Annotated in this window: 21 protein-coding genes and 1 pseudogene; 13 read left to right on the forward strand and 9 right to left on the reverse strand. The window is 60.7% G+C overall.

What is annotated here, in order from left to right; translation table 11 throughout:
* Positions 1–130: 130 nt before the first annotated feature.
* Positions 131–1,765, reverse strand: a complete 1,635-nt coding sequence (locus ABH944_RS25280; RefSeq protein ID WP_404610132.1) for an acyl-CoA synthetase — start codon at positions 1,763–1,765, stop codon at positions 131–133.
* 739 nt (positions 1,766–2,504) lie between these two features.
* Here ABH944_RS25280 and ABH944_RS25285 point away from each other — a divergent pair.
* Together ABH944_RS25285 and ABH944_RS25290 are read left to right on the forward strand one after the other, a co-directional pair.
* Entirely contained in the window at positions 2,505–4,730 is a 2,226-nt protein-coding gene (locus ABH944_RS25285) for a TonB-dependent receptor (protein WP_404610131.1), read from the forward strand.
* Positions 4,731–4,790: 60 nt separating this feature from the next.
* Positions 4,791–5,474, forward strand: a complete 684-nt coding sequence (locus ABH944_RS25290) for a Fe2+-dependent dioxygenase (RefSeq protein ID WP_404610130.1) — start codon at positions 4,791–4,793, stop codon at positions 5,472–5,474.
* A 10-nt stretch (positions 5,475–5,484) separates the two neighbouring features.
* On the opposite strand, the gene ABH944_RS25295 is transcribed toward ABH944_RS25290, so the two are convergent.
* Together ABH944_RS25295 and ABH944_RS25300 are read right to left on the reverse strand one after the other, a co-directional pair.
* Positions 5,485–5,805 carry a type II toxin-antitoxin system PemK/MazF family toxin gene (locus ABH944_RS25295; protein WP_404610129.1) on the reverse strand — a complete coding sequence of 107 codons (321 nt, stop codon included), beginning with the start codon at positions 5,803–5,805 and terminating at the stop codon, positions 5,485–5,487.
* On the reverse strand, positions 5,799–6,047 hold the full coding sequence (locus tag ABH944_RS25300; RefSeq protein WP_404610128.1) for an AbrB/MazE/SpoVT family DNA-binding domain-containing protein: 249 nt from the start codon (positions 6,045–6,047) through the stop codon (positions 5,799–5,801). Before ABH944_RS25300 ends, ABH944_RS25295 begins: the two co-directional genes overlap by 7 nt.
* Before the next feature lie 291 nt (positions 6,048–6,338).
* Between ABH944_RS25300 and hpnN the strand changes: the two genes are divergently transcribed.
* A complete protein-coding gene (gene hpnN / locus ABH944_RS25305) occupies positions 6,339–8,963 on the forward strand; it encodes a hopanoid transporter HpnN (protein ID WP_404610127.1) in 2,625 nt (874 codons plus the stop codon).
* A gap of 46 nt (positions 8,964–9,009) precedes the next feature.
* On the forward strand, positions 9,010–9,894 hold the full coding sequence (locus ABH944_RS25310) for an MlaA family lipoprotein (RefSeq protein ID WP_404610179.1): 885 nt from the start codon (positions 9,010–9,012) through the stop codon (positions 9,892–9,894).
* Between the two features lie 57 nt (positions 9,895–9,951).
* Here the strand turns inward: ABH944_RS25310 and ABH944_RS25315 are convergent, their stop codons facing one another.
* From ABH944_RS25315 to ABH944_RS25330, 4 genes are all read right to left on the reverse strand, one after another.
* Complete coding sequence (locus ABH944_RS25315) at positions 9,952–11,280, reverse strand: dicarboxylate/amino acid:cation symporter (protein WP_404610126.1); 1,329 nt, start codon at positions 11,278–11,280, stop codon at positions 9,952–9,954.
* Positions 11,281–11,385: 105 nt separating this feature from the next.
* Entirely contained in the window at positions 11,386–12,003 is a 618-nt protein-coding gene (gene leuD, locus ABH944_RS25320) for a 3-isopropylmalate dehydratase small subunit (RefSeq protein WP_404610125.1), read from the reverse strand.
* Positions 11,996–13,417, reverse strand: a complete 1,422-nt coding sequence (leuC, locus tag ABH944_RS25325; protein ID WP_404610124.1) for a 3-isopropylmalate dehydratase large subunit — start codon at positions 13,415–13,417, stop codon at positions 11,996–11,998. The genes leuD and leuC overlap by 8 nt, the downstream gene beginning before the upstream one ends.
* Before the next feature lie 5 nt (positions 13,418–13,422).
* On the reverse strand, positions 13,423–14,301 hold the full coding sequence (locus tag ABH944_RS25330) for an alpha/beta fold hydrolase (RefSeq protein ID WP_404610123.1): 879 nt from the start codon (positions 14,299–14,301) through the stop codon (positions 13,423–13,425).
* Between the two features lie 94 nt (positions 14,302–14,395).
* Here ABH944_RS25330 and ABH944_RS25335 point away from each other — a divergent pair, with 94 nt between their 5' ends.
* The 5 genes from ABH944_RS25335 (at position 14,396) to ABH944_RS25355 (ending at position 20,382) form a co-directional block, all read left to right on the forward strand.
* A complete protein-coding gene (locus ABH944_RS25335; RefSeq protein ID WP_404610122.1) occupies positions 14,396–15,334 on the forward strand; it encodes a LysR family transcriptional regulator in 939 nt (312 codons plus the stop codon).
* A gap of 105 nt (positions 15,335–15,439) precedes the next feature.
* Positions 15,440–15,952: a sigma-70 family RNA polymerase sigma factor gene (locus ABH944_RS25340; RefSeq protein WP_404610121.1), complete on the forward strand. Its 513-nt coding sequence runs from the start codon at positions 15,440–15,442 to the stop codon at positions 15,950–15,952.
* Between the two features lie 5 nt (positions 15,953–15,957).
* Positions 15,958–16,944: a FecR domain-containing protein gene (locus ABH944_RS25345; protein ID WP_404610120.1), complete on the forward strand. Its 987-nt coding sequence runs from the start codon at positions 15,958–15,960 to the stop codon at positions 16,942–16,944.
* Positions 16,945–17,063: 119 nt separating this feature from the next.
* Entirely contained in the window at positions 17,064–19,541 is a 2,478-nt protein-coding gene (locus ABH944_RS25350; protein ID WP_404610119.1) for a TonB-dependent siderophore receptor, read from the forward strand.
* Between the two features lie 85 nt (positions 19,542–19,626).
* Positions 19,627–20,382, forward strand: a complete 756-nt coding sequence (locus ABH944_RS25355) for a hypothetical protein (RefSeq protein WP_404610178.1) — start codon at positions 19,627–19,629, stop codon at positions 20,380–20,382.
* Positions 20,383–20,525: 143 nt separating this feature from the next.
* Here the strand turns inward: ABH944_RS25355 and ABH944_RS25360 are convergent, their stop codons facing one another.
* Positions 20,526–20,780 (reverse strand): hypothetical protein, encoded by a 255-nt coding sequence (locus ABH944_RS25360; RefSeq protein ID WP_404610118.1) that lies wholly within the window; start codon positions 20,778–20,780, stop codon positions 20,526–20,528.
* 517 nt (positions 20,781–21,297) lie between these two features.
* Here ABH944_RS25360 and ABH944_RS25365 point away from each other — a divergent pair.
* The 4 genes and pseudogenes from ABH944_RS25365 to ABH944_RS25380 form a co-directional block, all read left to right on the forward strand.
* Positions 21,298–21,609, forward strand: coding sequence for a hypothetical protein (locus tag ABH944_RS25365; RefSeq protein WP_404610117.1), 312 nt, complete (start codon positions 21,298–21,300; stop codon positions 21,607–21,609).
* A gap of 205 nt (positions 21,610–21,814) precedes the next feature.
* Positions 21,815–22,168: a hypothetical protein gene (locus tag ABH944_RS25370; RefSeq protein WP_404610116.1), complete on the forward strand. Its 354-nt coding sequence runs from the start codon at positions 21,815–21,817 to the stop codon at positions 22,166–22,168.
* 457 nt (positions 22,169–22,625) lie between these two features.
* On the forward strand, positions 22,626–23,150 hold the full coding sequence (locus tag ABH944_RS25375; RefSeq protein WP_404610115.1) for a hypothetical protein: 525 nt from the start codon (positions 22,626–22,628) through the stop codon (positions 23,148–23,150).
* Positions 23,151–23,458: 308 nt separating this feature from the next.
* A pseudogene (locus tag ABH944_RS25380) lies at positions 23,459–23,650 on the forward strand (DUF2000 family protein); the annotation flags it as partial.
* 89 nt (positions 23,651–23,739) lie between these two features.
* On the opposite strand, the gene ABH944_RS25385 reads toward ABH944_RS25380, so the two are convergent.
* Complete coding sequence (locus ABH944_RS25385) at positions 23,740–24,393, reverse strand: phosphorylase (RefSeq protein ID WP_404610177.1); 654 nt, start codon at positions 24,391–24,393, stop codon at positions 23,740–23,742.
* Between the last annotated feature and the right edge of the window lie 66 nt (positions 24,394–24,459).

The following is a 24,459-nucleotide window of genomic DNA, read 5'->3' on the forward strand; positions in this document are numbered from 1 at the left end:
AGTAATGGCGGGCGGCGTTCGGCCCGACGCGCCGGGTTAGCTGAAAAACGCAGTAAGTATATCGACCCGCGCCTGCCGCAACAGTTCAGCACGTTCGAACGATTGTCGATTCAACGCCAACACGGGATCCTCAGCTCGAATCCTTCAGACCCGGCAACCCCGCCCGTAATTCCTTGCGCATCACCTTGCCGGTCGGCGTCATGGGCAATGCATCGACAAAACGAATCTCGCGCGGATATTCATGCGCCGCCAGCCGCGTCCTGACGTGCTGCTGAAGCTCGCGCACCAGCGTTTCATCCGGGACGAACCCGGCATTCAGCACGATGAACGCCATCACGATCTCCGTGCGCGCCGCGTCAGGCGCACCCACCACCGCCGCCATGCTCACGGCGGGATGGCGCAGCAAACAATCTTCAATAGGCGCGGGACCGATCCGATAACCCGCACTGGTAATCACGTCGTCGTTGCGGCCGACGAAGCGGATGAAACCATCGGCATCGCATGAACCAAGGTCCCCGGTCAGCAGGAACTGGCCGCGAAACTTATCGCGCGTGGCCGCTTCGTTGTTCCAGTAGCGCAGGAACATGACCGGGTCGGGCGCGGCAATCGCAATATTTCCGGGCGCGCCGGTTGGAAGTTCCGTGCCTTCATCGTCGACAATAGCCACGCGATGTCCCGGCACGCTACGCCCGATTGCCCCCGGGCGAGGCTCGAACAACGCAGCGCACGACGACACCACCACGTTGCATTCGGTCTGCCCGTAAAACTCGTTGATGGTCACGCCAAGCGCCGTCCGGCCCCAGGCGATCAACTCTTCACCCAGCGATTCGCCGCCGCTCGCCACCGCACGCAACGACAACCGCCACTGCTCGGGACGCGCGACCGAACGCATCATCTTGAGCGTGGTCGGCGGCAGGAACGTGTGCGTGACGCCGTGACGCGCCATCAGGTTGAAAGCGGCGGGGCCATCGAATTTTTCAAAACGCCGCGCCAGCACCGCGACGCCGTGATGCCACGCCGGCAGCAGGACGTCGAACAGGCCGCCAATCCACGCCCAGTCGGCGGGTGTCCACATCAACCGGGCGTTCGCCGGGAAAAGACCTTGCGACATCTCGACGCCCGGTAGATGGCCCAGCAACGCGCGATGCGCAAGCAGCGCGCCTTTGGGCTTTCCCGTCGTGCCGGAGGTGTAGATGATCGCGGCGGGGTCGTCGCAGGCGGTATCGGCCGGGGTGAAGACGTCCGTTTCCGCGCGCAGCGCTTCCCAGAAGGAGTGGGCGTTCTCGCGGGTGGTGGTATCGACGCAATAGGCGGCTTTCAGGTCCGGCAGGGTCTCACGAACCTGCTCCAGCTTCTCGAAGCCCGCCTGGTCGGTGATGAGCGCCGCTGCGCCGCTATCGGCGAGCCGGTACTGGATGGCGTCGACGCCGAACAGCGCAAAGAGCGGCACCGCGATATAACCCGCCCTGTAGATAGCCAGATGCGCGATGGCCGTCTCCGGCGACTGCGGCAAGAATATTCCCACCCTATCGCAACGCTTAAGCCCCGCGCGGGCAAGCGCGTTGGCGAACTGGTTGGAGAGCGCCTTCAGGTCATCGAAGGTGTAACGCGTTTCGGAACCTTCGCGGGTCTCGTAGATCAGCGCGAGGCGGCCGGAACCGTCGGCCCATTTATCGCACGCGTCCACGCCAATGTTGTAGTACGCGGGCACCTTCCACGAGAAGGCCGCGGCGAGGGTTTCATATGAATCGGCTGCGGGAAGCATCGCTTCTCCCTGGTTGAGTCTCACTCGCCGGCGCTGGATGGCACGGCTTGATTTTTTGAATGGTGATGCCGGGAAATTCCTGCAACCCCGCAGGCGGCTGATAACGCAAAACCCCGTTGAATTCAAGCGTACGCCCAGCGGCCGCCAAGGGCCACGAATGCCGCGTTCGGCACGCCGCCATCAACGCGAATGACCCTGTCATCGATGAATGCCGACGCTTCCGACAGCAAAAATATCGCCGCCCAATCCGAAAATCTCCGCCCTCGGGCAATTGCAGCGCGACGTGGCAGCGGCACTCAGGGCTTTTGAAGACACCCCCGGCTCGCCTGAATGAAAGCCCCGCTTTCGTGAGAAGGTTACAGTTGACTGCGCCCCTGCAACAAGATTCATCGCGCGCCAGGCTTCGGCATCTCCCCTCTCATCCCCACCCCACAGCGCCCCACCCTCCACGGTGCGTTTTATTTCCTCCGATAAAACCACCTCGCAAAAACGCGGGGCCTCCGTCCGTCAGGTAACCGAATAGTTTCCGAATACGTATTGAAAACAATTATTACCTGTGTAATGATATTGATTCGTATTTAGAAATCAAGCAAATGGCGTGCGTTCGTCGCAACGACGGACTGCTGCTTCTGCCGCGCCTTTTGCCGACCACTCACCGCCGCCGCGGACATCGCGGAAGCAATTGACCGGCATGGCGCGACAGCGCCGGCTATCGACCATCTAGTATTCGGGGAAACACATGTTGAGGAAGACACCGCTTGCCGCGGCGATCATGACCGCGGTGGCGACTCCTGCTGCCTTGCCGCTTTATGCTCACGCGCAAGCCGCGCCGGTCAGCCAGGCAGATCAACCCGCCGAGGCTGCACAACAAGCCGCACCCCCCGTTGAAAACGCCGCGCTGCCTGCGGTGCATGTCTCCGCCCAGGCCATCACACCCGATTTCCAGCCCGAAAAATCAAGCGTCGGCGCCAAGGTCCCTACCGCACTGCGCGATATTCCCCAGGCCGCTGTGGTGGTCCCGAAAGCCGTGCTGCAGTCCCAGGCGGCCACTTCGTTCTCCGACGCCCTTCGCAACGTCCCCGGCGTCACCATTGGCGCAGCGGAAGGCGGACAGATCGGCAACAACATCAACCTGCGCGGTTTCTCGGCGCGCACCGACATCTACCTGGACGGTTTCCGCGATCGCGGCCAGTACTATCGGGACACGTTCGACCTTGAATCCATCGACGTGCTGTACGGCCCGTCCTCGCTCTATTTCGGCCGAGGCTCCACGGGCGGTGTGATCAACCAGGTGAGCAAGCAGGCGGAGTTGAAAGCGCATGCATCAGTGTCCGCCATGGTCGGCACGAGCGACCGCTATCGCACCAGTGTCGACATCAACCAACCGCTCTCGGACACGTCGGCCTTTCGGCTCAACGCGTTCGGGCAAGACCTCGGCTCCACACGCGACGTCATGAAGAGCAAGGACTACGGCTTCGCGCCGACGGTGCGCTTCGGGATCGGCACACCGACGGAAGTCACGCTCTCCGCCCTCATCCAGCACAACCGCGACCAGCCGGACTACGGCATTCCGCCGGTGAACGGCGCGCCGGTCCCGGTGAGCAAGAGCCAGTTCTACGGCTTCGAAGGCGATCGAACGATTCAGGACGTGCAGACGCTCTCGGCGCGCATCCAGCATCGTTTCGACGACAATCTCACGCTGCGCAACCAGACCCAGTTCAGCCACTACGGCACCGAGGCCACCGCAACCAATGCGGCGGCGGTGCTGACCGGACCGCTTGGGACATCGACGGCGCTGGCCAACGGCAACTACACGTCGTTGCCGTTGTCGTCGCTGTATGTGAAGTTGCAGGGCAAGGACCGCAACATCAACGATCACTCGGTCTACAACACGACCGATATCGACTACAAGTTCAACACCGGCCTGCTCAAGCATGAGGTGATAGCCGGCATTGATTTGAGCCACGAGACCTACAGCAACCAGTCGTTCACCGCGACCACGCCGGGCCTGCCGTCGAACACCATCGCGATCGTTCCGCTGCTCAATCCGCAATACACCACGCGGCCGGCCAACACGCAGGAAGTGGCGACCAACCTGGTGGAATCGAGTGCGAACGGTGTTGGCATTTACGCCAACGACACCGTGTCTGTCGGCCAGTACTGGAAGGTGGTGGGCGGCTTGCGCTGGGACCGTTACGAGGCGTCGATCAAGAACACCCTCAACGCGCCTTCCTACGCCACGCAGACGAACTATTTCACCAGCGTGCGCGGCGGGATCATTTTCCAGCCGACCGACTGGCAGTCGTACTACGTGTCGTACGGCACGTCGTTCAATCCGTCGCTGGAAGCGCTGACGCTGACCAACAACCAGCAGAACACGCCGCCGGAATCGAACCGCTCCTATGAAGTGGGCACGAAATGGGATTTGCTGAACGGCGGGTTGTCAGTGACGCAGTCGCTGTTCAATATCGATAAAACCAATGCCCGCACGCTCCAGGCTGACGGCAGCTACACGCTCGACGGCGACGTGCGCGTGCGCGGTTATCAGCTCGGACTGGCGGGCCATATCACCAACAAGTGGCAGGTCTTTGGCGGCTATACATACATGGACGGCAAGGTGGTGAAGGCGCTGGACAACACCAACGGCAAGACCCTGGCGAACACGCCGCGCAACATGATCACGTTGTGGACGACTTATGACGTCACGCCGCAATGGACTTTCGGCGGTGGCCCGGTGTACACGTCGGCGCGATATGCCGCCAGCAACGACTTCGTGGAAGTGCCCGCGTACACGCGCTGGGACGCAATGGCGGCGTTCCACCAGAAACATTACGACATCCAGTTCAACGTGCAGAACCTGACCAACAAGCACTACTACGATGCGTTGATCCCATCGGATGGCGGCCGCGCGGTGCCGGGTTACGGCCGGACGTTCCTCGCGACGCTAAACTACCGGTTCTATTGACCGACTGCAGGACACGCGAGCGGCGCGATGCATGTCGCGCGGCCGCTGGACCCAAAAAACATGATCCTTTCGATACCCAGCGTCCTCAGCCCCGAAGACGCCGCTGTCATGCGCCAGCGGCTCGATGCGTCGGATGCGTGGGTGGACGGCCGCGCGACGGCCGGCTATCAGGGCGCGCCGGTCAAGCGCAACCAGCAGATCGCGCAGGAAGCGCCCATAGCGTTTGAACTCGGCGACATCATTATTGGCGCGCTCGAACGGCATCCTTTGTTCATCAGTTCGGTGCTGCCCAACCGGGTTTATCCGCCGCTCTTCAACCGGTACGAAGGCGGGATGCATTTCGGCAGTCATGTGGATGGGGCAATCAGGCTCGTGCCGGGACATGGCACGCGGGTGCGAACGGATGTATCGATCACGCTGTTCCTCACCCCGCCGGAAGACTATGACGGCGGCGAGCTGGTGATCGAGGATACGTACGGTGTGCAGGAGGTGAAGCTGCCGGCGGGGCATGCGATTGTTTACCCGGCGACCAGCTTGCATGAGGTCCGGCCGGTGAGGCGGGGAATGCGCGTATCGAGTTTTTTCTGGGCGCAGAGCCTGGTTCGCGACGATACCCGCCGCAGCCTGCTATTCGATATGGACAACGCCATTCAAAGGCTCAACGCACAGAACGCCGACGACGCCGCGAGGCGAACGCTCGTTGGCTGTTATCACAATCTGCTGAGGCTTTGGAGCGAGACGTAGGGGTTGCTTCTTAAGCAGCGAAAACTTCCTGCAGCGTCCGCAATGTGACCGACAACGTGTTGGCCGGCACGGCGCCGAGCTTCTTGACCAGACGGGTTTTGTCGATGGTACGGATCTGGTCAAGCAGGACCAGTCCTTTCTTCTGACTGAATACAACTGAGACACGGTACGGTGCGGGCCGGCTTTTGGTTGTCATGGGCGCGACAATCACCGTGCGCAGGTGGTCATGTAATTCAGGTGGCGATATGACCACGCAAGGCCGGGTTTTCTGGATTTCACTGCCGACAGTAGGGTCCAGGTTAATGAGCCAGACCTCTCCGCGCACTACCACGAAAACTCCGAATCATCGGCGTTCGGAAACTCGCCCATCACAAGCTCGTCGTCGCCAGCCTGCGATAAGGCTTTGCTTGCGTCAGCCCAGCCCTGGCGGGCTTTCTTCTGCGGTTTTCTTAAAACAATTGCGTCGTTTTCCACTTCCATCTCCACTTCGTCCTCCAGCCCAAGTTGGGCCAAAATGGGTTTCGGAATCAACACGCCTTGCGAGTTACCCATCCTGCGAATCGTTGTTTTCATTGCTTCACCGTGATGACAATGTTAGTCCGGAAACGAGCTGAGCGGTGTCACAATGTTAGTACATTTGGTCATTAAGTGTGCGCTGATCTCGGCACCCGCCAGACCTCGGCCCGCAAACTGCTGACGCGAACGACAAGTTTTTGTCTGACAGCAAAGCCGGATTCGCAGGGCGCAGCGCGAACGCTCCTTCTGCTGGCGCCTCCTCGCGCCCGGTATACTCACGCGGCGCCTCACGGCACTTCTTTCCAATCAGCAAAACACCAGAACACGCCCTCCGAGGCATCCGTCTTCATGCTCACGCCTCTCATTGCCCGTCTTGTCACCTTATCGATCCGCCGACCCGGCTGGATCATCGTTCTATCGCTGCTGATTGCGGTGCTGAGCGGCTATTACGTGGTGCATCACTTCAAGATCAGCACGGACATCAGCCAGTTGATCGAGACGGAGCCCGACTGGGCCGCCCGCGGCAACGCGATTGACGCAGCCTTTCCGCAACGGGGATCGACGGTGCTCGTGGTGGTCGAAGCGCAAGCGCCCGAATTCGCCGATGCCGCCGCCAGCGAGCTCGCCACCGCGCTGGCCAAGAACACGAGCCACTTCACGGCAGTGTCACAGCCCTCGGGCGGCGATTTTTTCGAGCACAACGGCCTGCTGTACCTGTCCACCGATAAAGTCTCCGACATCACCCAGCAACTCGTGAAAGCGCGTCCGCTGATCAACGCGCTGGCGCACGACCCCACGCTCACCGGCCTGGCCGGCACGCTCAACACCAGCCTCCTCCTGCCGCTGCAACTTGGGCAAGTGACGCTCGGGCAAATGTCGAAGCTGCTGGGCAAGAGCGCCGATGTGCTGGATAAAGTCCTCGCCAATCAACCCGCCGTGTTCTCGTGGCGCAATCTGGTCGACACCTCGGCCACGCAGCCCGCGCGTGCGTTCGTGACCGTGCAGCCGGTAGTGGACTACAACGCGCTGGAACCCGGCGCGAGCGGATCGAATGCGATTCGCGCGACGGCGAATGACCTGAAGTTATCGGAGAAATATGGGGCTGTGGTGCGGCTGACCGGCGAACAGCCGCTCTCCGACGAAGAATTCGCGTCGCTGAAGGACGGCGCCGTACTCAACGGCATCCTGACGTTCATCGTCGTGCTGGTGATCCTCTGGCTCGCGCTGCGCTCGGGAAAGATGATCATCGCGGTGTTCATCACGCTGTTCGTCGGACTCGCCATCACCGCCGCGCTCGGCCTGCTCATGGTCCACGCGCTGAACCTGATTTCGGTCGCGTTCATGGTGCTGTTCGTCGGGCTCGGGGTGGATTTCGGCGTCCAGTTCGGGGTGCGGTATCGCGAGGAACGCTTCAAGGACGACCGGCTGGACGTCGCGCTCGTGAACACGGCGCGCCACGTGGGCATTCCGCTGACGCTCGCCGCCGCCGCGACGGCGGCGAGCTTCTTCTCGTTCCTGCCCACCGCGTATCGCGGCGTGTCCGAACTCGGACAGATTGCAGGCGTGGGCATGCTGGTCGCGTATGTCACCAACATGACCTTGTTCCCGGCGCTGATCAAGGTGTTCGCGCCGCCGGGCGAAGCAGGCTCGCCGGGCTTCCCGAAACTCGCGCCGGTGGACGACTACCTCGCGCGCAATCGCACACCGGTTCTGATCGGCACGCTGGTCGTCGTGATCTGCGCGCTGCCGCTGCTGCTGCATCTGCGTTTTGACTTCAATCCGCTGAACCTGAAGGACCCGAAAACGGAGTCCATGGCCACGCTGCTCTCGCTGAAAGACGCGCCCGAAGCAGCTGTGAACGACGTGAAGGTGCTTGCACCCTCACTAGAAGAAGCGGACAAGATCGCGGCGAAGCTCGAGAAGCTGCCGGAAGTGGAGCGCGCGACGACCTTATCGACGCTCATTCCTGCCGATCAGCCGCAAAAGCTCGATCTGATTGCCGCCGCGGCGTCGGTGCTCCTGCCTTCGCTGGACCAGCGTGTCGCCACGCCGGCCAACGACGACGTGCGTGTCGCCACGCTCAAGCGTCTGTCAAACTCGCTGGAACTCGCCGCCGACGAACATCCCGGCCCCGGTGAGGCTGAAGCGCGCCGGCTTGCTGCGACGCTGAAAAAGCTTGCCGCAGCCGATTCCGCCACCCGCGACCGTGCCGAGCACGCGATGTCCGATCCGCTGCGTATCGCGCTGGGCCAGATGCGTGCGCTGCTGCAGCCGTCTCCGATCACGCTGGCGTCGCTGCCTAAATCGATGACAGAAAGCTGGCTCTCCGCCGACGGCCACGCGCTGGTGGAAGCGTCGCCCAAAGCGCTGGACGGCAAGAGCCGTGACGACGACAAACTGCTCGCCCGCTTCGCGGACGCTGTGCAGAAAGCCGAACCGAACGCGATTGGCGGCCCGATCTCGGTGCTGCATTCGGCCAATACGATCATCAAGGCGTTCGAGCAGGCGGCGGCGTGGTCGCTGATCGCCATCGCGATCCTGCTGTGGCTGACTTTGCGCCGAATCGGCGACGTTTTGAGAACTTTGATACCTTTGCTTGTTTCCGCCGTCGTTACGCTGGAGTTGTGCGTGGTGTTCGACATGCCGCTGAACTTCGCGAACATCATTGCGTTGCCGTTGATGCTGGGCATTGGCGTGGCGTTCAAGATCTATTTCGTCATGGCGTGGCGCTCCGGACAAACCGGCCTGCTGCAGTCCAGCCTCACGCACGCCGTGATGTTCAGCGCCGCGACCACGGCGACGGCGTTCGGCAGCTTGTGGTTTTCGCATCATCCGGGCACATCGAGCATGGGCAGGCTCCTGGTCCTGGCGCTTTTTACGACGTTGGTCGGCGCAGTGGTATTTCAGCCGGTTCTAATGGGAAAACCCCGGGTGCGGTCCAAAGCAGCCAAAATCGTTAAAACCTCCCCTTAAACGCACTAACTACTTACGCACGACCCAAGGAAACCGACCCATGAGGATGGCAAAAACGCCTGATGCCGCCCGCACCCTGCGAGCGCTCTCCGGCGGCGTGCTGCTCGCCGCTGCTTTCGCCCTGTCCGGTTGCGCCACGGGCCCCGACCGTAAACCGGGCGATCCGCTGGAACCGATGAATCGCGAGATCTTCAAGTTCAACGACGCCGCCGACAGATACGTCGCCCGCCCGATTGCAACCGGCTACGTGAAGGTCACGCCGGCGCCGCTGCGCACGGCGATCAGCAGCTTCTTTTCGAACATTGGCGACGTCGGCAACTTCGCGAACAACTTGCTGCAATTGAAGATCACCGACGCGACCGAAGACCTGATGCGGATTGTGATCAACTCCACGTTCGGTATTGGCGGCCTGATCGACTGGGCGACACCCGCCGGGCTGCCGAAGCACGATCAGGACTTCGGGCTTACGCTGGGCCATTACGGGGTGCCGTCGGGACCGTATCTGGTGTTGCCGCTGCTTGGCCCGAGTTCGGTGCGCGATGCAACGAACTGGATTGCGAGCTATCCGCTGAGCCCGGGAACTTACCTGAGTACGGAAGCGGATGTGTCGTTGTTCGTCATGCGGTTTGTCAGCGCGCGGGCCGATTTGCTGGGCGCAACGGACATCCTGTCGCAAGCCGCGCTGGATAAATATGCGTTCGTCCGCGACGCCTACACGCAGCGTCGACAGTATCAGCTGACGGGCGCGGCGAACGCGGCGCTGCCGGATTACGGCGATGAAGGCGGTGGTGCCGCGGCGCCTGCGGCCGGCGCGAGCACAACGGCTGCACCGGCAAAACCGGGCATGGGCGGAAGCAGCAGTTCGCAAGGCTTGCCGAACTACGCCGATCCGGGCGTGGCCGAACCGGCGTCGGCACCGGCCGGAAAGTAACGCTGCGTCAACCTCATCAGCTTCGGCTCGCGATACGGCCGCCGTATCGCGGGTGCTTCAAAGAGACCGCCCGACCTTGCGTTGTTTCCATCGGCCAACCAGGGTCGAGCGTTCTCCTTCCACGCGTTGCGGCATCCCAAGCTGGGCGCGCAGCATCCCGCGATCCAGTTCCTTCTCCCACGAAGCCACGACGATCGTCGCCACCCCGTTCCCCACAATATTCGTCAGCGCCCGGCATTCCGACATGAACCGGTCGATGCCGAGGATCAGCACCATCGCGGTCACCGGCACGGTCGGCACGACTGACAGGCTGGCCGCGAGCGTGATGAATCCCGCGCCGGTCACACCCGTGGATCCCTTTGACGTCAGCATGGTCACCGCGAGCAGCGTCACCTCCTGCATCACGGTCATATGCGTGTTCGTGGCCTGGGCGAGAAACAGTACGGCGAGCGTCATGTAGATGTTGGTGCCGTCGAGGTTGAAGGAATAACCCGTCGGCACGACCAGCCCCACGATGCCGCGCGAACATCCCAGCCGCTCAAGCTTCTCCATCAACTGCGGCAACGCGGCTTCCGATGTCGATGTGCCCAGCACGATCAGCAACTCGTCCTTGATAACCGCGAGGAAGCGAAAAATGCTGAACCCGCAGGCTTTCGCCACCATGCCCAGTCCGAAGATCACGAATAAAAACGCGGTGAGATAGAACGTGCCGATCAGCTTCATCATCGGCAGCAGCGATTCAATGCCGTACTTGCCGATAGTGAATGCCATTGCGCCGAACGCCCCGATTGGCGCGAGACTCGTGATCACGTGGACGATCCTGAAGAACGCCTTCGACAGGACCTCGATCAAGCCGATCACCGGCTTCGCCGGTTCGCCCATCACGGCCAGCGCGGAGCCGAACAGCATAGCGATCAGCAGCACCGGCAGGATGTCGCCCTGCGTGAATGCGCCTACAAAGGTGTCAGGGACGATGTGCATGAAGAAACCGGCCAGCCCTTCGCCGTGCGTGGCCTGTGCGGCGTAACCGGATACGGCGCTGGCATCGAGCGTGGAGGGATCGACATTGAACCCCTTGCCGGGCTGAAGCATATGCGCCGCCAGCAGGCCAATAGCGAGCGCGGCCGTGGAAACGATTTCGAAATACAGCAGCGCCTTGCCACCCACGCGCCCGACCTTGCGCATGTCGTGCATGCTCGCAATCCCCGTCACGACCGTGCAGAAAATCACCGGGCTGATGATCATGCGAACGAGTTTGATGAAGGCATCGCCGAGGGGTTTCATCGCGATGCCGTCGACGGGAAGGAAATGCCCCAAGAGCACTCCGGCGAAGATCGCGGCGATCACCTGCAGGTACAGAATCCGGTAGAACGGCTTGCGTTTCATGTCTCCTCCTGTTTTGGGCAAAACGTGTCCCTGCCGCTTTGGCTTGGCTTTCGCCAAAGCGGTCGGGTTGTACGGTGTTTTGATGTGCGGCCGCAGCCGCGTTGGCTACATCACCGCGGCCCAGGGATAGCGCTCGAAGTGGCGCTTTTCAAAGGCTTCTATGTCGGCGAGAGCGGTCAGCGTCAGGTCGATGGTGTCCATGCCTTCGATCACCATGCGCTTGTGGCGCGCGCCCAGGGGGAACCTGAAAACCTGCGCGCGGGTTGTCGAGCGAACCGTTTGTGCTTCCAGGTCGATAAGAATCTTCGACGCCGGATCGTCCGTCGATTCGCGCAGCAACACATCCACCGCTTCACGTTCGAGTTGCACGAGCAGCAGGCGATTGTTCATCGCGTTGGAGTAGAAGATTTCGGCGAAGCTGGGTGCAATCACGGCATCGAAACCGTATTGCTGGAGTCCCCACACCGCATGTTCCCGGCTCGATCCGCACCCGAAATTCGCGCCGCCGATCAGGATGCGCGCGCCGTTATAAGCGGGCTGGTTAAGCACGCAGTCTGCGAGCGGTTCACCGTGTTCATCGAAGCGAAGGTCGTAGAGCAAGCCTTTGCTCAAACCCGCTTTGTCGATGATGCGAAGGAACTGCTTCGGCATGATCTGATCGGTGTCGAGATTCTCGATTGGCAACGGCACCGCGCCGCCTTCTATCGTGGTCACATTAGTCATGGCGATTCTCCAGCGAACGGACGTCGGTGATCTTGCCGGTCAGCGCGGCAGCGGCGGCCATCGCGGGACTCATCAGATGCGTGCGGCCGCCGCGTCCTTGCCGGCCTTCGAAGTTGCGATTCGTCGTTGACGCACAGCGCTTGCCCGCTTCGAGGAAGTCATCGTTCATCGCGAGACACATCGAGCAGCCCGGCTCGCGCCATTCGAAGCCGGCGGTTTTTAAAATCTCCGCGATACCTTCCGCTTCAGCCTGCCGGCGCACCGAGCCCGAGCCCGGCACGACCATCGCGCGTACGCCTGCTGCCACTTTGCGCCCGCGCACGATCGACGCGACGATACGCAAATCCTCGATCCGCCCATTCGTGCATGAGCCGATAAACACACGGTCAATCGGCGTTCCCGCTATTGGCCGATTCGATTCAAGACCGATGTAGTCGAGCGCACGACGCAATGCGGCGGCAGCTTCCGGCGTGGCTTGTTGGGCGGCGTCGGGCACGAGTGCATCAACGCGCATCGCCTGGTCGGGGCTCGTGCCCCATGTGACAAAGGGGGCGATGTCGCGGGCATCGAAGATGTATTCGGCGTCGAAGGTGGCGTCGGCGTCGGATTTCAAATCGCTCCAGTCGGCGAGCGCGGCTTGCCATGCGGCTTCATCGAGCGATGTGGCATGCGCGCGGACATAGTCGAACGTGGTTTTATCCGGCGCGATCAATGCCGCTCGCGCGCCCGCTTCCACGGTCATGTTGCACAAGGTCATGCGCGCTTCCGCCGAGAGCGACGCGATGGTCGTGCCCGCGAACTCCACCGCATAACCGCGTGCGCCTTGAGCGCCAATCTGGCTGATGATCCAGATGATCACATCCTTCGATGCCGTGCCATAAGGCAAGACGCCATCGATAGTGATCCGCATGGTCTGCGCCACGCGATACACCAGCGTCTGCGTCGCGAGGACGTGTTCAACCTCCGACGTGCCGATACCAAACCCCAGTGCGCCCAACGCGCCGTAGGTGGTCGTGTGGCTATCGCCGCAGAGCACCGCCATGCCGGGGCGGATCAACCCCAGTTCCGGCGCAATGATGTGCTCAATACCCTGCAGCGGATCGTTCGCGGCGTACAGCCGGATGCCCGCCTTGTCGCAATTGCGCGCGAGGTTTTCAGCTTGCAACAACGAGGCAGCGTCGCGAATCACACGCGGCGATTCGGCGTGCGTCGGAATGATGTGGCTCACCACCGCGAGTTGCTGCTTCGGACGACGCACTGGCCTGGCTTTTTCAGCGAGACCGCTGAACGCTTGCGGACTCGTGTACTCGTTCATCAGATGCAGATCGACATAGAGCAGCACGTTCTGATCGTCGATACGGGTAACCGTATGCGAGTCGACGAGCTTCTTATAGAACGTAGTGTGGTTCGACATGATGCTCAGTCTCGAAGAAACGGCAGCACACACTCGAGCAGCAACTCGGGCGCCTCTTCCGGAATGTAGTGGCCACATGGCAGCGAGTGGCCGCTGACGTTATGGGAGAAATGCTTCCATTCGGCGACAGGATCGAAGCACTTTTCGATCACGCCTGCTGCACCCCATAGCGCGAGAAAATCGCAGGCGATCTTCTGGCCTTTCGCCAGCGATTCGCGGTCGTGTTCCAGATCGATCGTGACGCTCGCGCGATAGTCCTCGCAGATGCCATGAGCAGTGCCCGGCTGTTGCAGGCAACGCAAATATTCGGCGTATGCCTCGGGCGTGAACGGCTTCAACCCCGCACTGCGGGCACCGATTGTCTGCTTCAGATACAGGTCCGCGTCGGCGCGAATCAGTGTCTCGGGGAACGGTGCGGGACGGACCAGGAAAAACCAGTGCCAATAAGCGCGAGCGAATTCGAACGAGGTTTTCTCGTACATCGCGAGCGTCGGTGCTACGTCCAGTGTGATCAGTTTCCTGACGACCGCCGGATGATCCAGCGCCATACGCGCCGCCACTCGCCCGCCGCGATCGTGAGCGAGCACCGCGAACGATTCGTAACCCAGCGTGCGCATCAGGTCGACCTGATCCTGCGCCATGCGGCGTTTCGAATAGTTGCTGTGATCCGGAAGACCTGGCGGTTTGCCGCTGTCACCGTAACCTCGCAGATCCGCGGCCACGACGGTGAAGTGTTTCGTCAGTTCAGGCACGACCTTGTGCCAGATCGCGTGAGTTTGCGGATGGCCATGCAACAGCAGCAACGCGGGGCCATTACCGCCTTGTATTGCCTTGATCCTGACGCCATCGACGGTTGCCGATACGTCCTTGAAGTCATCGAACATGATTGTCTCCAGCAGTTTTATGAAGTTTAATTGATGCATACCGCGATACAGTTTCTATTCAGGCAATCCAGACTTAACTTCCAGGAACTAATCGATGGACAGTTTTTCGGACCTCAACCTGTTCACGCTGGTCGCGCGGCATCGCAATCTGGCGGCGGCTGCGCGTGATCTCGGCGTGACGCCGCCTTCCATCAGCAAACGGCTCGCGCAACTCGAGCGGCGGCTGGGCGTGCGGCTTTTAAACCGCACCACGCGCCGTGTCAGCCTCACGCCCGAGGGAGAGTTGTATCTGGCGGACGGCTCGCGCATCCTTGACGAGCTCGCCGAACTGGAACAACTCGTCACGAAAAGCCGGGCGGAGCCGACAGGTTTGCTGCGCGTGAATGCATCGTTTGGATTTGGGCGCAGCCGGATTTCGCCGGCGGTGTCGAAGTTCATCGAGCGCTATCCGGCAATCAAGATCCAGCTTCATCTGTCGGACCGGCCGGTGAACTTGCAGGAGGAAGGGTTCGACCTGGGCATCCGTTTCGGCGATGTTCCCGACGCCCGCATCAACGCGCGTCTGCTGCTCAGGAACCGGCGAATTGTGTGTGCATCGCCGGGATATGTGGAGAAACACGGGCTGCCCGCCATGCCTCACGACCTGACGAGGCACGCGTGCCTCGTGCTGCGCGAGAACGAATCCGCCTATGGGGCATGGCATTTCACGCGCGGCAAAAAGATGGAGACCGTTAAGGTCGATGGCTCGCTCAGCAGCAATGACGGGACTGCGGTGCTGCAATGGGTGCTGGATGGACGCGGCATTGCCGTGCGCTCGCAATGGGAAACCGAAGCGCTGGTGCGTGACGGCAAGCTGGTCGTGCTGCTCAACGACTGGGCGCTCCCGAATGCGGATATCCACGCGATCTATCTGGAGCGGCATCAGTTGTCCGCGAAGCTGCGGACGTTCGTGGAGTTCCTGGGGGAAGAACTACGCACCGGGGCGGGTCAGAAAGGCCAGCCGACCACAGCCATCACGACAAGCAAGCTGTAAAAACACTGAAAGACGAATCGAACATAAGAAAACTCTCGTGTTATTATCGCGAATCATTCTCATTTACGATTTTTGGCGCCAGGCGACTGGTCGGGGCAGGCAAGCGTGCCGGCAAACAAATCGCCTCTGCATGGCGACGTGCAGACGCTCTACAGCAATCATCACGGCTGGCTGCAAGCGTGGCTGCGCAAGAAGCTCGGCTGTGCGCATCGTGCGGCGGACCTTGCACATGACACGTTCGTGCGTCTGCTGGCGCGTGACGAACCGCTCGCGCTCGACGAGCCGCGCGCTTTCCTGACCACCGTCGCGCAGCGCGTACTGTTCAATCACTGGCGGCGCGAGCAGATCGAGCGCGCTTATCTTGAAGCGCTGGCGCACAGGCCCGAAGCGCTGGTTTCATCGCCGGAAGAACGGGCGGTGCTGCTCGAAACCCTCTGCGAAATCGATGTCCGGTTGAACGGCCTGCCCGTCGCCGTCAAACGCGCATTCCTGCTCGCCCAGCTCGACGGCGCGAGCCATGCCGACATTGCCACGCAACTCAAGATATCGATATCCACCGTCAAGCGTCATCTGGTGCGTGCCGGTGCGCAATGTTTCTTCGCGTTGTCGATGGAATAACGCGCATGAATGCAAACGCTCACCCCGATATTGCGCCGGAGATCGCACGCAGCGCCGTTGAATGGTGGATGGAGCTGCAATCCGGCGATACCACGGAATCACAACGCAACGCCTTCGAGCGCTGGCTCGCTGCACATGCCGATCATGAGCGCGCGTGGCGGCATATCCAGTCCGCCAGCAGCCGCTTTCACGGTTTAAGCGATGCGATTGGCGCGAAAGTCGCGCGCGCCGCCCTGATGCCGCCTCGCTCGGCCAGGCGGCGTGCGAGCGTCAAGGCGTTGGCGGTGCTGCTGTTCGCCGGCAGCGGCGCGTGGATAGCGGAAGAGCGCGTGCCGTGGCGCGCGTGGACCGCGGACGAGCGGACAGCCGTGGGCGAGCGGCGCACGCTGACGCTCGCTGACGGCACCGTGGTGACCTTGAACACAGATAGCGCCGTGAATGTCAGCTACAGCAGCACCGAACGCCGCCTGCGCCTGCGGAGCGGCGAGATCATGGTCGTTACCGGCCATGCCGATGGCCCCATGCCACGCCCGTTCGTGGTCGAGACGGCGCAAGGCACATTGCAACCGCTCGGCACCCGGTTCGCCGCGCGGCAGCAGACGGATGCGAGCCTCCTGGATGTCTTCGATGGCGCCGTGCGGATCGAGCCAGCCGATGCGGCGCACCGCGCGACCGTGGTGCGCGCCGGGCAACGGGCGCGCTTCACGCGTTTCGATGTGGGTCCTGTCGACACGATCACCGAAAACGACGCAGCGTGGACCGATGGTCTGATCGTCGCGAGCAGCATGCGGCTGGGGGATTTTGTCGCGGAGTTGAGCCGTTATCGGCGGGGAGTGGTGCGTTGCGCGCCGGAGATTGCGGACCTGCGTTTATCGGGCACCTTCCCTCTCGCCGATACCGACCGGGTGCTGGAGACGCTCGACAGCACCCTGCCCGTCCAGCTCGAATTCGTCACGCGGTATTGGGTCACGGTGCAACCCGCGCGGTCGTGATGCGCGGTCACGAATCAAGGCATCGATAAAAAATTTGAGCTGCGTTGAGCTGTTTTCGATTCTCGCGGGACAAGGGAGATGAGAGCACTACATCGTCTATCTTCCTGCGAGCGTTGAACATGGGACAGTATCGAAAGGCCGGCTTCTGCCGTCGAATCAAAACGAGGAAAGCCGGACCGGCGCGCCGCCGGCTTGTGCGCGTGATGACAGCCACGCTGATTGCGGCCGGCGTGCCGTTCAATCTGGCGATGGCCGCCGACGTTGGCGGCGCCACGCAGACACCGCAACGCAGGACCTACGACATTCCCCCCGGGCCGCTGGAAACCACCCTTAACCGCTTCGGCCGCGAAGCCGGCATTCTGTTGTCCTTCCCAAGCGCGATCACGGCCAACCGTCAAAGCGCCGGCCTGCGCGGTGAATACGATGTCCCTCAGGCATTCGCGCAAATCCTGCACGGGACAGGGGTTGCTTCAGTGCAGCAGGCCAACGGCGGTTACACGCTCGTGGAGATCGTCGGTGCAACGGCGTCCGACGGCATGACCCTGCCGCCGGTTGCGGTGAACGCGAGTGCCCTTCATACCGCGGGCTATCAGTTGCCGAAAGAAGCGGTAGTGATGCGCTCGGACACTCCGTTGATCGATACGCCGCAAGTGGTCAACGTCGTGCCATCGCAAGTGCTGCACGACCAGCGGCCGCGCAATCTCGACGACGCGCTCGCGAACGTCAGCGGCATCGTGCAGGGCAATACGCTGGCGGGTACGCAGGACACGTTGCTCAAGCGCGGTTTCGGCGGCAACCGCGATGGCTCGATCATGCGCAACGGCATGCCGATCGTGCAGGGGCGCTCGCTCACCGCCTCGGCCGATAGCGTCGAAGTGCTCAAGGGTCCGACCTCCCTGCTCTACGGGATCATGGACCCGGGCGGCGTGGTCAACGTGGTCAGCAAACTGCCGCTGCTTACGCCTTATCACGCGATCTCTATGTCGGGTTCGACCTACGGCCACGGCCGCAACGGTGCGGGCGGGACGTTGGACACCACGGGTCCTGTCGGAGATTCGGGTCTGGCTTACCGGCTTGTTGTCGATCAGGTCAACGAGCAATACTGGCGCAACTTCGGCGAACATCGCGAGACGATGGTGGCGCCCTCGGTCGCGTGGTACGGACGCGATACGCAAGTCGTGGTGTCGTATGAATATCGCAGGTTCCTGTATCCGTTCGACCGCGGCACCGCGCTCGATCCGAAGACCAACGAACCCCTTGCCATTTCCGCCCGCGAGCGCCTTGACGAGCCGTTCAACCAGATGGCCGGCGAGTCGCATCTCGCGCAGCTTTCGGTCGATCACCAGATCAACGCCGACTGGAAAGCGCACGTGGGCTACAGCTATAACCGCGAAAGCTACGACGCCAACCAATTGCGCGTGCAGGGCATCAACAGCACCACCGGCGCGGTGTCGCGCAGCAACGACGCCACGCACGGCGCGCTCAGCACCGACAGCTACGCCATTGCTTACGTGGATGGCCACTTCACCGTCGGCGGGTTCCGTAACGACCTGCAGGTGGGCGTGGACGATGAATACCGGCGGATCTATCGTCGCGATCTGCTGCGGCAGGCGACCCAATACACCTTCAACTACCTGAATCCGGTGTACGGGCTGGAGAGCCCGTCGAGCACCATCTCCGCCAGCGACAGCGATCAAACCGACACGCTGCACGACACATCCCTCTTCTTCCAGGACAGCTTCCACCTGACCGACAAGTGGATTCTCGTGGGCGGCGCGCGCTTTCTTTCGTACAACCAGATTGCCGGAAAGGGACGGCCGTTCAAGGCGAATACGGATATAGACGACACGAAATGGCTGCCGCGTGCGGGCGTGGTTTACAAGTGGACGGATACGGTTTCGCTGTATGGAAGTTATACGAAGTCGCTCAAGCCGACGTCGACCATTGCGCCGCTGAGTTCCGGCGTGGTGATCGATTCTTCCGTGTTGCCGGAAGAGGCGACGTCATGGGAATTTGGAACCAAGGTCGCCATGCCGGGCGGGCTGACCGGGACGCTGGCGCTGTTCAATATCAATAAATCGAACGTGCTCGTATCGCAGTACAACGACACGACCAAGCTCACCGACTGGCGCACGTCGGGCAAGGCGCGCTCGCGGGGTGTGGAGCTGGATGTGGCGGGTCAGATCGGCCAGCACTGGAGCGTGATTGCAAGCTATGCGTACATTGATGCAAAGACTACGGAGGATCCGCTCTACGCCGGCAACCAGCTTTGGAACGTGGCGGCGCATACGGCGTCGCTGGCGGCCGTGTACGACTTCGGCGCGATCTTCGGCGGCGATGAATTCCGTCTGGGCGCAGGCGCGCATTACGTGGGCCGGCGCCCCGGCGATTCCGCCAACAGTTTCACGCTGCCCGCTTATACCGTCGCGGATGCCTTCGCCACCTATGACACGAAGCTCGGCGGCCGCAGGCTCTCGTTCCAGCTCAACGTCAAGAACCTCTTCAACAAGACTTACTACCCGTCGAGCGTGAACAAATATTTCGTGTCCGTGGGCGACGCGCGGCAGGTTTCATTGCTCACGACGCTGGAGTTTTGAGCGTCGGTTTGATTCGATCGATTGCTGTTTTCCGGGGATGACGATGAAGATTTTGAAGCGGTGGCTGGGTGTAGGTGGTGTCCAGATGGCGCGTCGTCGGGCGATGTTGCTCGCGCCTGCGTTGGGGTTCGTGTTGATGTCGACGACGATGCCTTTTGCTTTTGCTTCGGCTGCGGATCCGGCTTCTGTGCAGGCGGCTCGTGGCGGCACCGGCGCAGGTCGGAAGGTGGTGATGGTCGTGCAGATGAACGGGCCGAATCTTGGTGTCGACCAGAAGGCTGCGGCTCATCTTGAAGCGCGCGGGTATTCGGTTCGGATGGTGGATCAGGCGCAGACGCCGAACTCGGTGGGCGGCGTGGATCTGGTCATCATCTCGTCGACGGTTTCATCGAAGGACGTGCCGAGCGGCTGGCGCGCATTGCCCGTGCCGCTCCTCACCTGGGAAAACGATCTCCTCGATGACTTCGCGATGACCGGCAAACGCCATGACGTCGATTTCGGCGAGGCACCGAAAGAACGTTATCTGTGGCTCGTCAACGCGCCGCATCCGATAGCCGCCGGATTGCCTGCGGGCGTGGTGAACGTGTATGGCAAGCAGGCGCCAATGAGTTGGGGCAAACCAGGCCTGGGCGCGACGATCATCGCGACACTTTATGGACAGCCGGAGAAAGCCGCCATCTTCGCTTACGAAAAAGGCGCGACGATGGACTACGAGGCGCTTGCTCCCGCGCGCCGCGTGATGTTTTTCCTGAGTAACGAGACGTTCACCAATTTGTCGTCGCCGGGTATTGCTTTATTCGATGCGGCTGTCGATTGGGCAGGGAAAACAGCGTTTAATTAATTGATTTAACGCGATGGTTTGCATCGCGAATAAGCGAATGCGAAGTGCAACACGCCCGCTTTTTGGCGGGCGTGTTTTATCTATACCTATGCGGTTTGTTTCAAAACAACTTCTGTTTCGCTTTCGATTCTGGAAGACCGCTTTTATGCGGCCTGATCGAAAGACTGCTCCATGATTCGCTGTTGCGGCGAATGCCGACGTTGATCAATCTCCGCCATGCCGTACGCAAGGGCAAACTTACGCGCATCGACAGGGCAAGGGAAATGTCCGAGCACGCCAGTCGCGCGCTGCAGGCCATCAACCTCCCTGACGATCAGCATGGCTGCGTACAAGCCATCGTCATACGCGGCCAGCGGAATCAAGACGACATTCTCGTAAGCGATCTCAGCGTATTGCATGACTGATTCCCCCCAAGTTGACGACTCACTACTCTCTCAGCGCACCAGTTGGTCTGGCGCGGCATTGTGTTTAGGCATTATCAATAAACAGAAACCAAGAATCAACCGGATTTGCCCTATTGAGGGTTTATACGTGGGATTACGCCGTGGTTATGTGGCGATTACTTCATTTATTTGCTGCATTTGGTGCATGCAGCAGGGTGAACGCACGCTTATACAGACAGAGTATGTCAATTTGATGAGATACGTGGGGCAACGCATGGATGCACTGATGTTGTGCGAGTGATGCTTGCGCGTGGCGGAGGAGGTTATTGCGGGGCTTGGCAGGGTATTCCGGCCGCCGATGGCACGCAGCGCTCAGGGAGATTCTGTTGTGCCTTTTTACCCTGGCGTAGTCTGACGCTTAGGTTTGCTTGACGAATGTGTCGGCGTGGGACGCTTAGGTCCCGATGTCAGGCACGTGATATGCGCAATCCTTATACCGACAGCAATGTCCTGATGATCTATGGGGGAGCTTGTGAAACTCGATCCGACTGCATGGTTTCCGTTGAGCGACTACACGCCAGTGCGCGACGGATGGTACGAGGTGCAACTCGCGAGCGGCGAAACCGCATTCGCGAAGTTTGGTACGGACGGATGGACCGAAAAACCGATGCTCATCTTCACTCACTGGCGCGGCCTTTCCGGCGATCCAAGTAAGGTTGAGGGTGCGGAAACTATTGATGCCGAAGCGACTGCGGCCGAAGGGGTTAGGGCCGTTTGGGATACGTTCTTTCCTGGGTCTGGAGCGGAGCAGCATAAGCCGTTGGATGCGGGGCATGGAAAGTAGTATTAGTGTGATCTGATGACCCGGTGAGGGTCGATAGACTGGCGAGAGTGGATGGCTCGCCAGTTTTTTTGTTTTTGGGGTGGGTGGTTGGGGCGGCTTGGCAGCTTTCTCGCCGATGTTGGTTCCGCGTCTTCGAGGGATGCCGCTTGCCGTTGTGTGACAATCAAAGTTCTCGATCCACTCACCTACGGCACGGCGGAAGAACATGAACACGAACAAGAAGGTGACGTATCTGGTCAGCATATTTATCGGTACTCCGACGCAGCAGCACGCACAAATCAAAGACATCGCGGCGCAAGTGTCAGGTGACGACTATGAGTTCTTGCACCTGCATCAAATGGGCGCGTTCCTCGTGTTGAACACGGATCGAAATGCCAAGGAACTCGCCGGTTCGTTTTCGCGTGCAACGGCAGCCGATGATCGAGTGTTCATCTCCGAAATGGGCCAGGACTGGCACGCGCTTGGATTGAATAAAGCGATGTTCTGGTTGCAGAACCATCTGGCTACGAAGTCGCAAACACCAGCGACGAAAAAGGGGAATCCGTTTGGGGATGCGTGATTGTGGGTCAGACGGACTGTTGGGCGGCTTTTGGATAAAAAGATCTAGCTGGTTTTCCGATGATGAAGTTGTCGTCATCGACTGACAGACGGGCTGGGACAGATTTTTGACTGTCTGGCGTCAAGCACCGCCGATTAGAGCCAGCAGTCTCATTGCAAAAAGAGTCAGGGGTGCAATGCAACACCTTTCCACGCTCAGCTTCCTCTGCCCGGGAATCTCCGTCGAAAGCAAGGGCACCCCAGTCACTTCATCGACTAGAAAGGGGAAATACCCAGTATGGGCGAGCTTAATTTATCTCAAAGCGAACACGAAGCGCTAGACGCGATCGACACGGGTTTATTAACACGCCTTTGCGCAATGCCTGCGGGAAATGCGACCAGATGCCCTGGGGGTGCTTTCCCTCGGACGATGCGGGCTGTACATTAGTAAGACCCTTCAAACCTTCAGACAGGCATTGTTGGAATATGCCGAAGCAAAATCGCCGCATAAGCGTGCGGAAATGGTGCGCCGCGCCCGTCTCGCCGGTGATGATCTGCGAGCAGCCATCCAGCATATGAAGCACCGAGCTGAAAAGGAGCAAAACGAGGCGCAGTTCTTCAAGGTCGACGATATAGTCGTTCCGCCATTGCGATACAGCCAACCCGTATTCGTTCGAGTGACGTTCCAGTGGCGAAAAGCAATCGACGATCAATGGCAGTACAGTAGTATCACTTTCTCTCACACTGTCGATCTGCAACCCGACTATTCTTTGCCAGCGCCCAAACGAAAATCGAGCACCGCCGCACGGGAGCAGGAAAGACAAGATAAGCTGTGCCGCGACTGGGAACACCTGAAAAGCTTAGGCCTTCAGTCGGTTCAGGAATATTTCCGAAAAGGCGGCGATGGCGTATCCATACCCTCGACGTTTGAAGCCAAGTCCGACGCCTATACTCGTGAGTTGAACAACTACAGCGCTCAATTCTGGCCGGGGCGCGGGTCGTAGGTGCCAACGGAATAGAGATTTGAACTCGCGGTTCCGAGCTGGCCTCACAGTACCGAACATCTAATTTGGGGTGAGCGGCTGTACCGCTTACTCTTGGCATGCGTACTCGCTTCCCCTTCCCTACTGCAGTTCCGACTCGCCAGGATCGAGCGGGGTCATCCGTGACCGTATCCAACGGTCTGAACACTTTATGCAACAAGGCTTCTCGTATTCGATCTCGGTACGTTCGTTGCGATGAAACGTATCGGATTCCAATGCGCGGTGCAAAGCGGCCGTCCCGCTGCTCAAGGCTACCACCGCCAGAAGTCCGCCAAGCGATAGAACGAGAAGTAACCCGCGCCGTCTACGTCCGCGCGATGTTTTCCACTGCCCACGACGAAGCCAATCGAGAAGTGTTTCTAAAGGAGCCGGCTGATACGCCCGATCTGGTCGGACTGGCCGTGAGAGGCCAGAAGAAAGCAGTCGATAAAGCCATCAAAGGCTTATCGCTGCATGAATGACTGAAACAGAATCGAAACGCGGTCACACGCCAACCACCAACCGCCATTCCCTACTCAGCCGCGCAACGGCCAAGGCAAAACAAAAAACCCTACCCCCCCAACGCCCCCGTCACACCCATCGCATGCCGCGCCTGCACCAACGACGTCCTTGCCGCCCGCGCATCCCCCGCAACCTTCAAAAGCGCCCCCAACTGCGAGGGCTGCTTTAACAACTCGCGCAATATCGGCAGAATCGTCGTCGTCCCATCATCCCGCAACCCCGCCGTCGCAGCGCTCGGCAAACTCCGCCAAGCCGGATCAACGATCGCCCTGCAAACCGCAAACGGTAACCCTCGCGCCGTGGCAATCGCCCCGGCAATATGCGACTCCATATCGACCGCAAGCGCCCCGGTAGCCCGATAAAGCGAGCTCTTCTGCTGCTCGCCGGTCAAAGGTGCACCGACCCCGGCCATCTTCCCTCTCACCGCCCGCGCTTCCAGCGGCGTCCCCGCAAAAGCCGCAAACAGCCTCGCAGACCACTCAGGATCAGTATCAAGCACACCGAACGACCCCGACACAGAGCTAGCGATAATCAACGTCCCCGGCTCTAACTCCGGCGAAAGCCCGCCGGCCGTTCCGAAGCTGATAACCCCGGAACACCCCCGCGCCAACGCTTCACTCAACGCGCGCTCGAGCAAATCCGACCGTGCAGCAAACACCGCTTCCACACCCGGCCCGCGAGCGATACGCGCTTCAAACGCCATCCCTGTTACGGCAATGATGGGCAACCGCGCATCGCCAGAACTGGAGCCGGAGCCAGAACCCAAACC

This window comes from Caballeronia udeis (assembly GCF_044909315.1).
Classification (GTDB): Bacteria; Pseudomonadota; Gammaproteobacteria; order Burkholderiales; family Burkholderiaceae; genus Caballeronia; species Caballeronia udeis_A.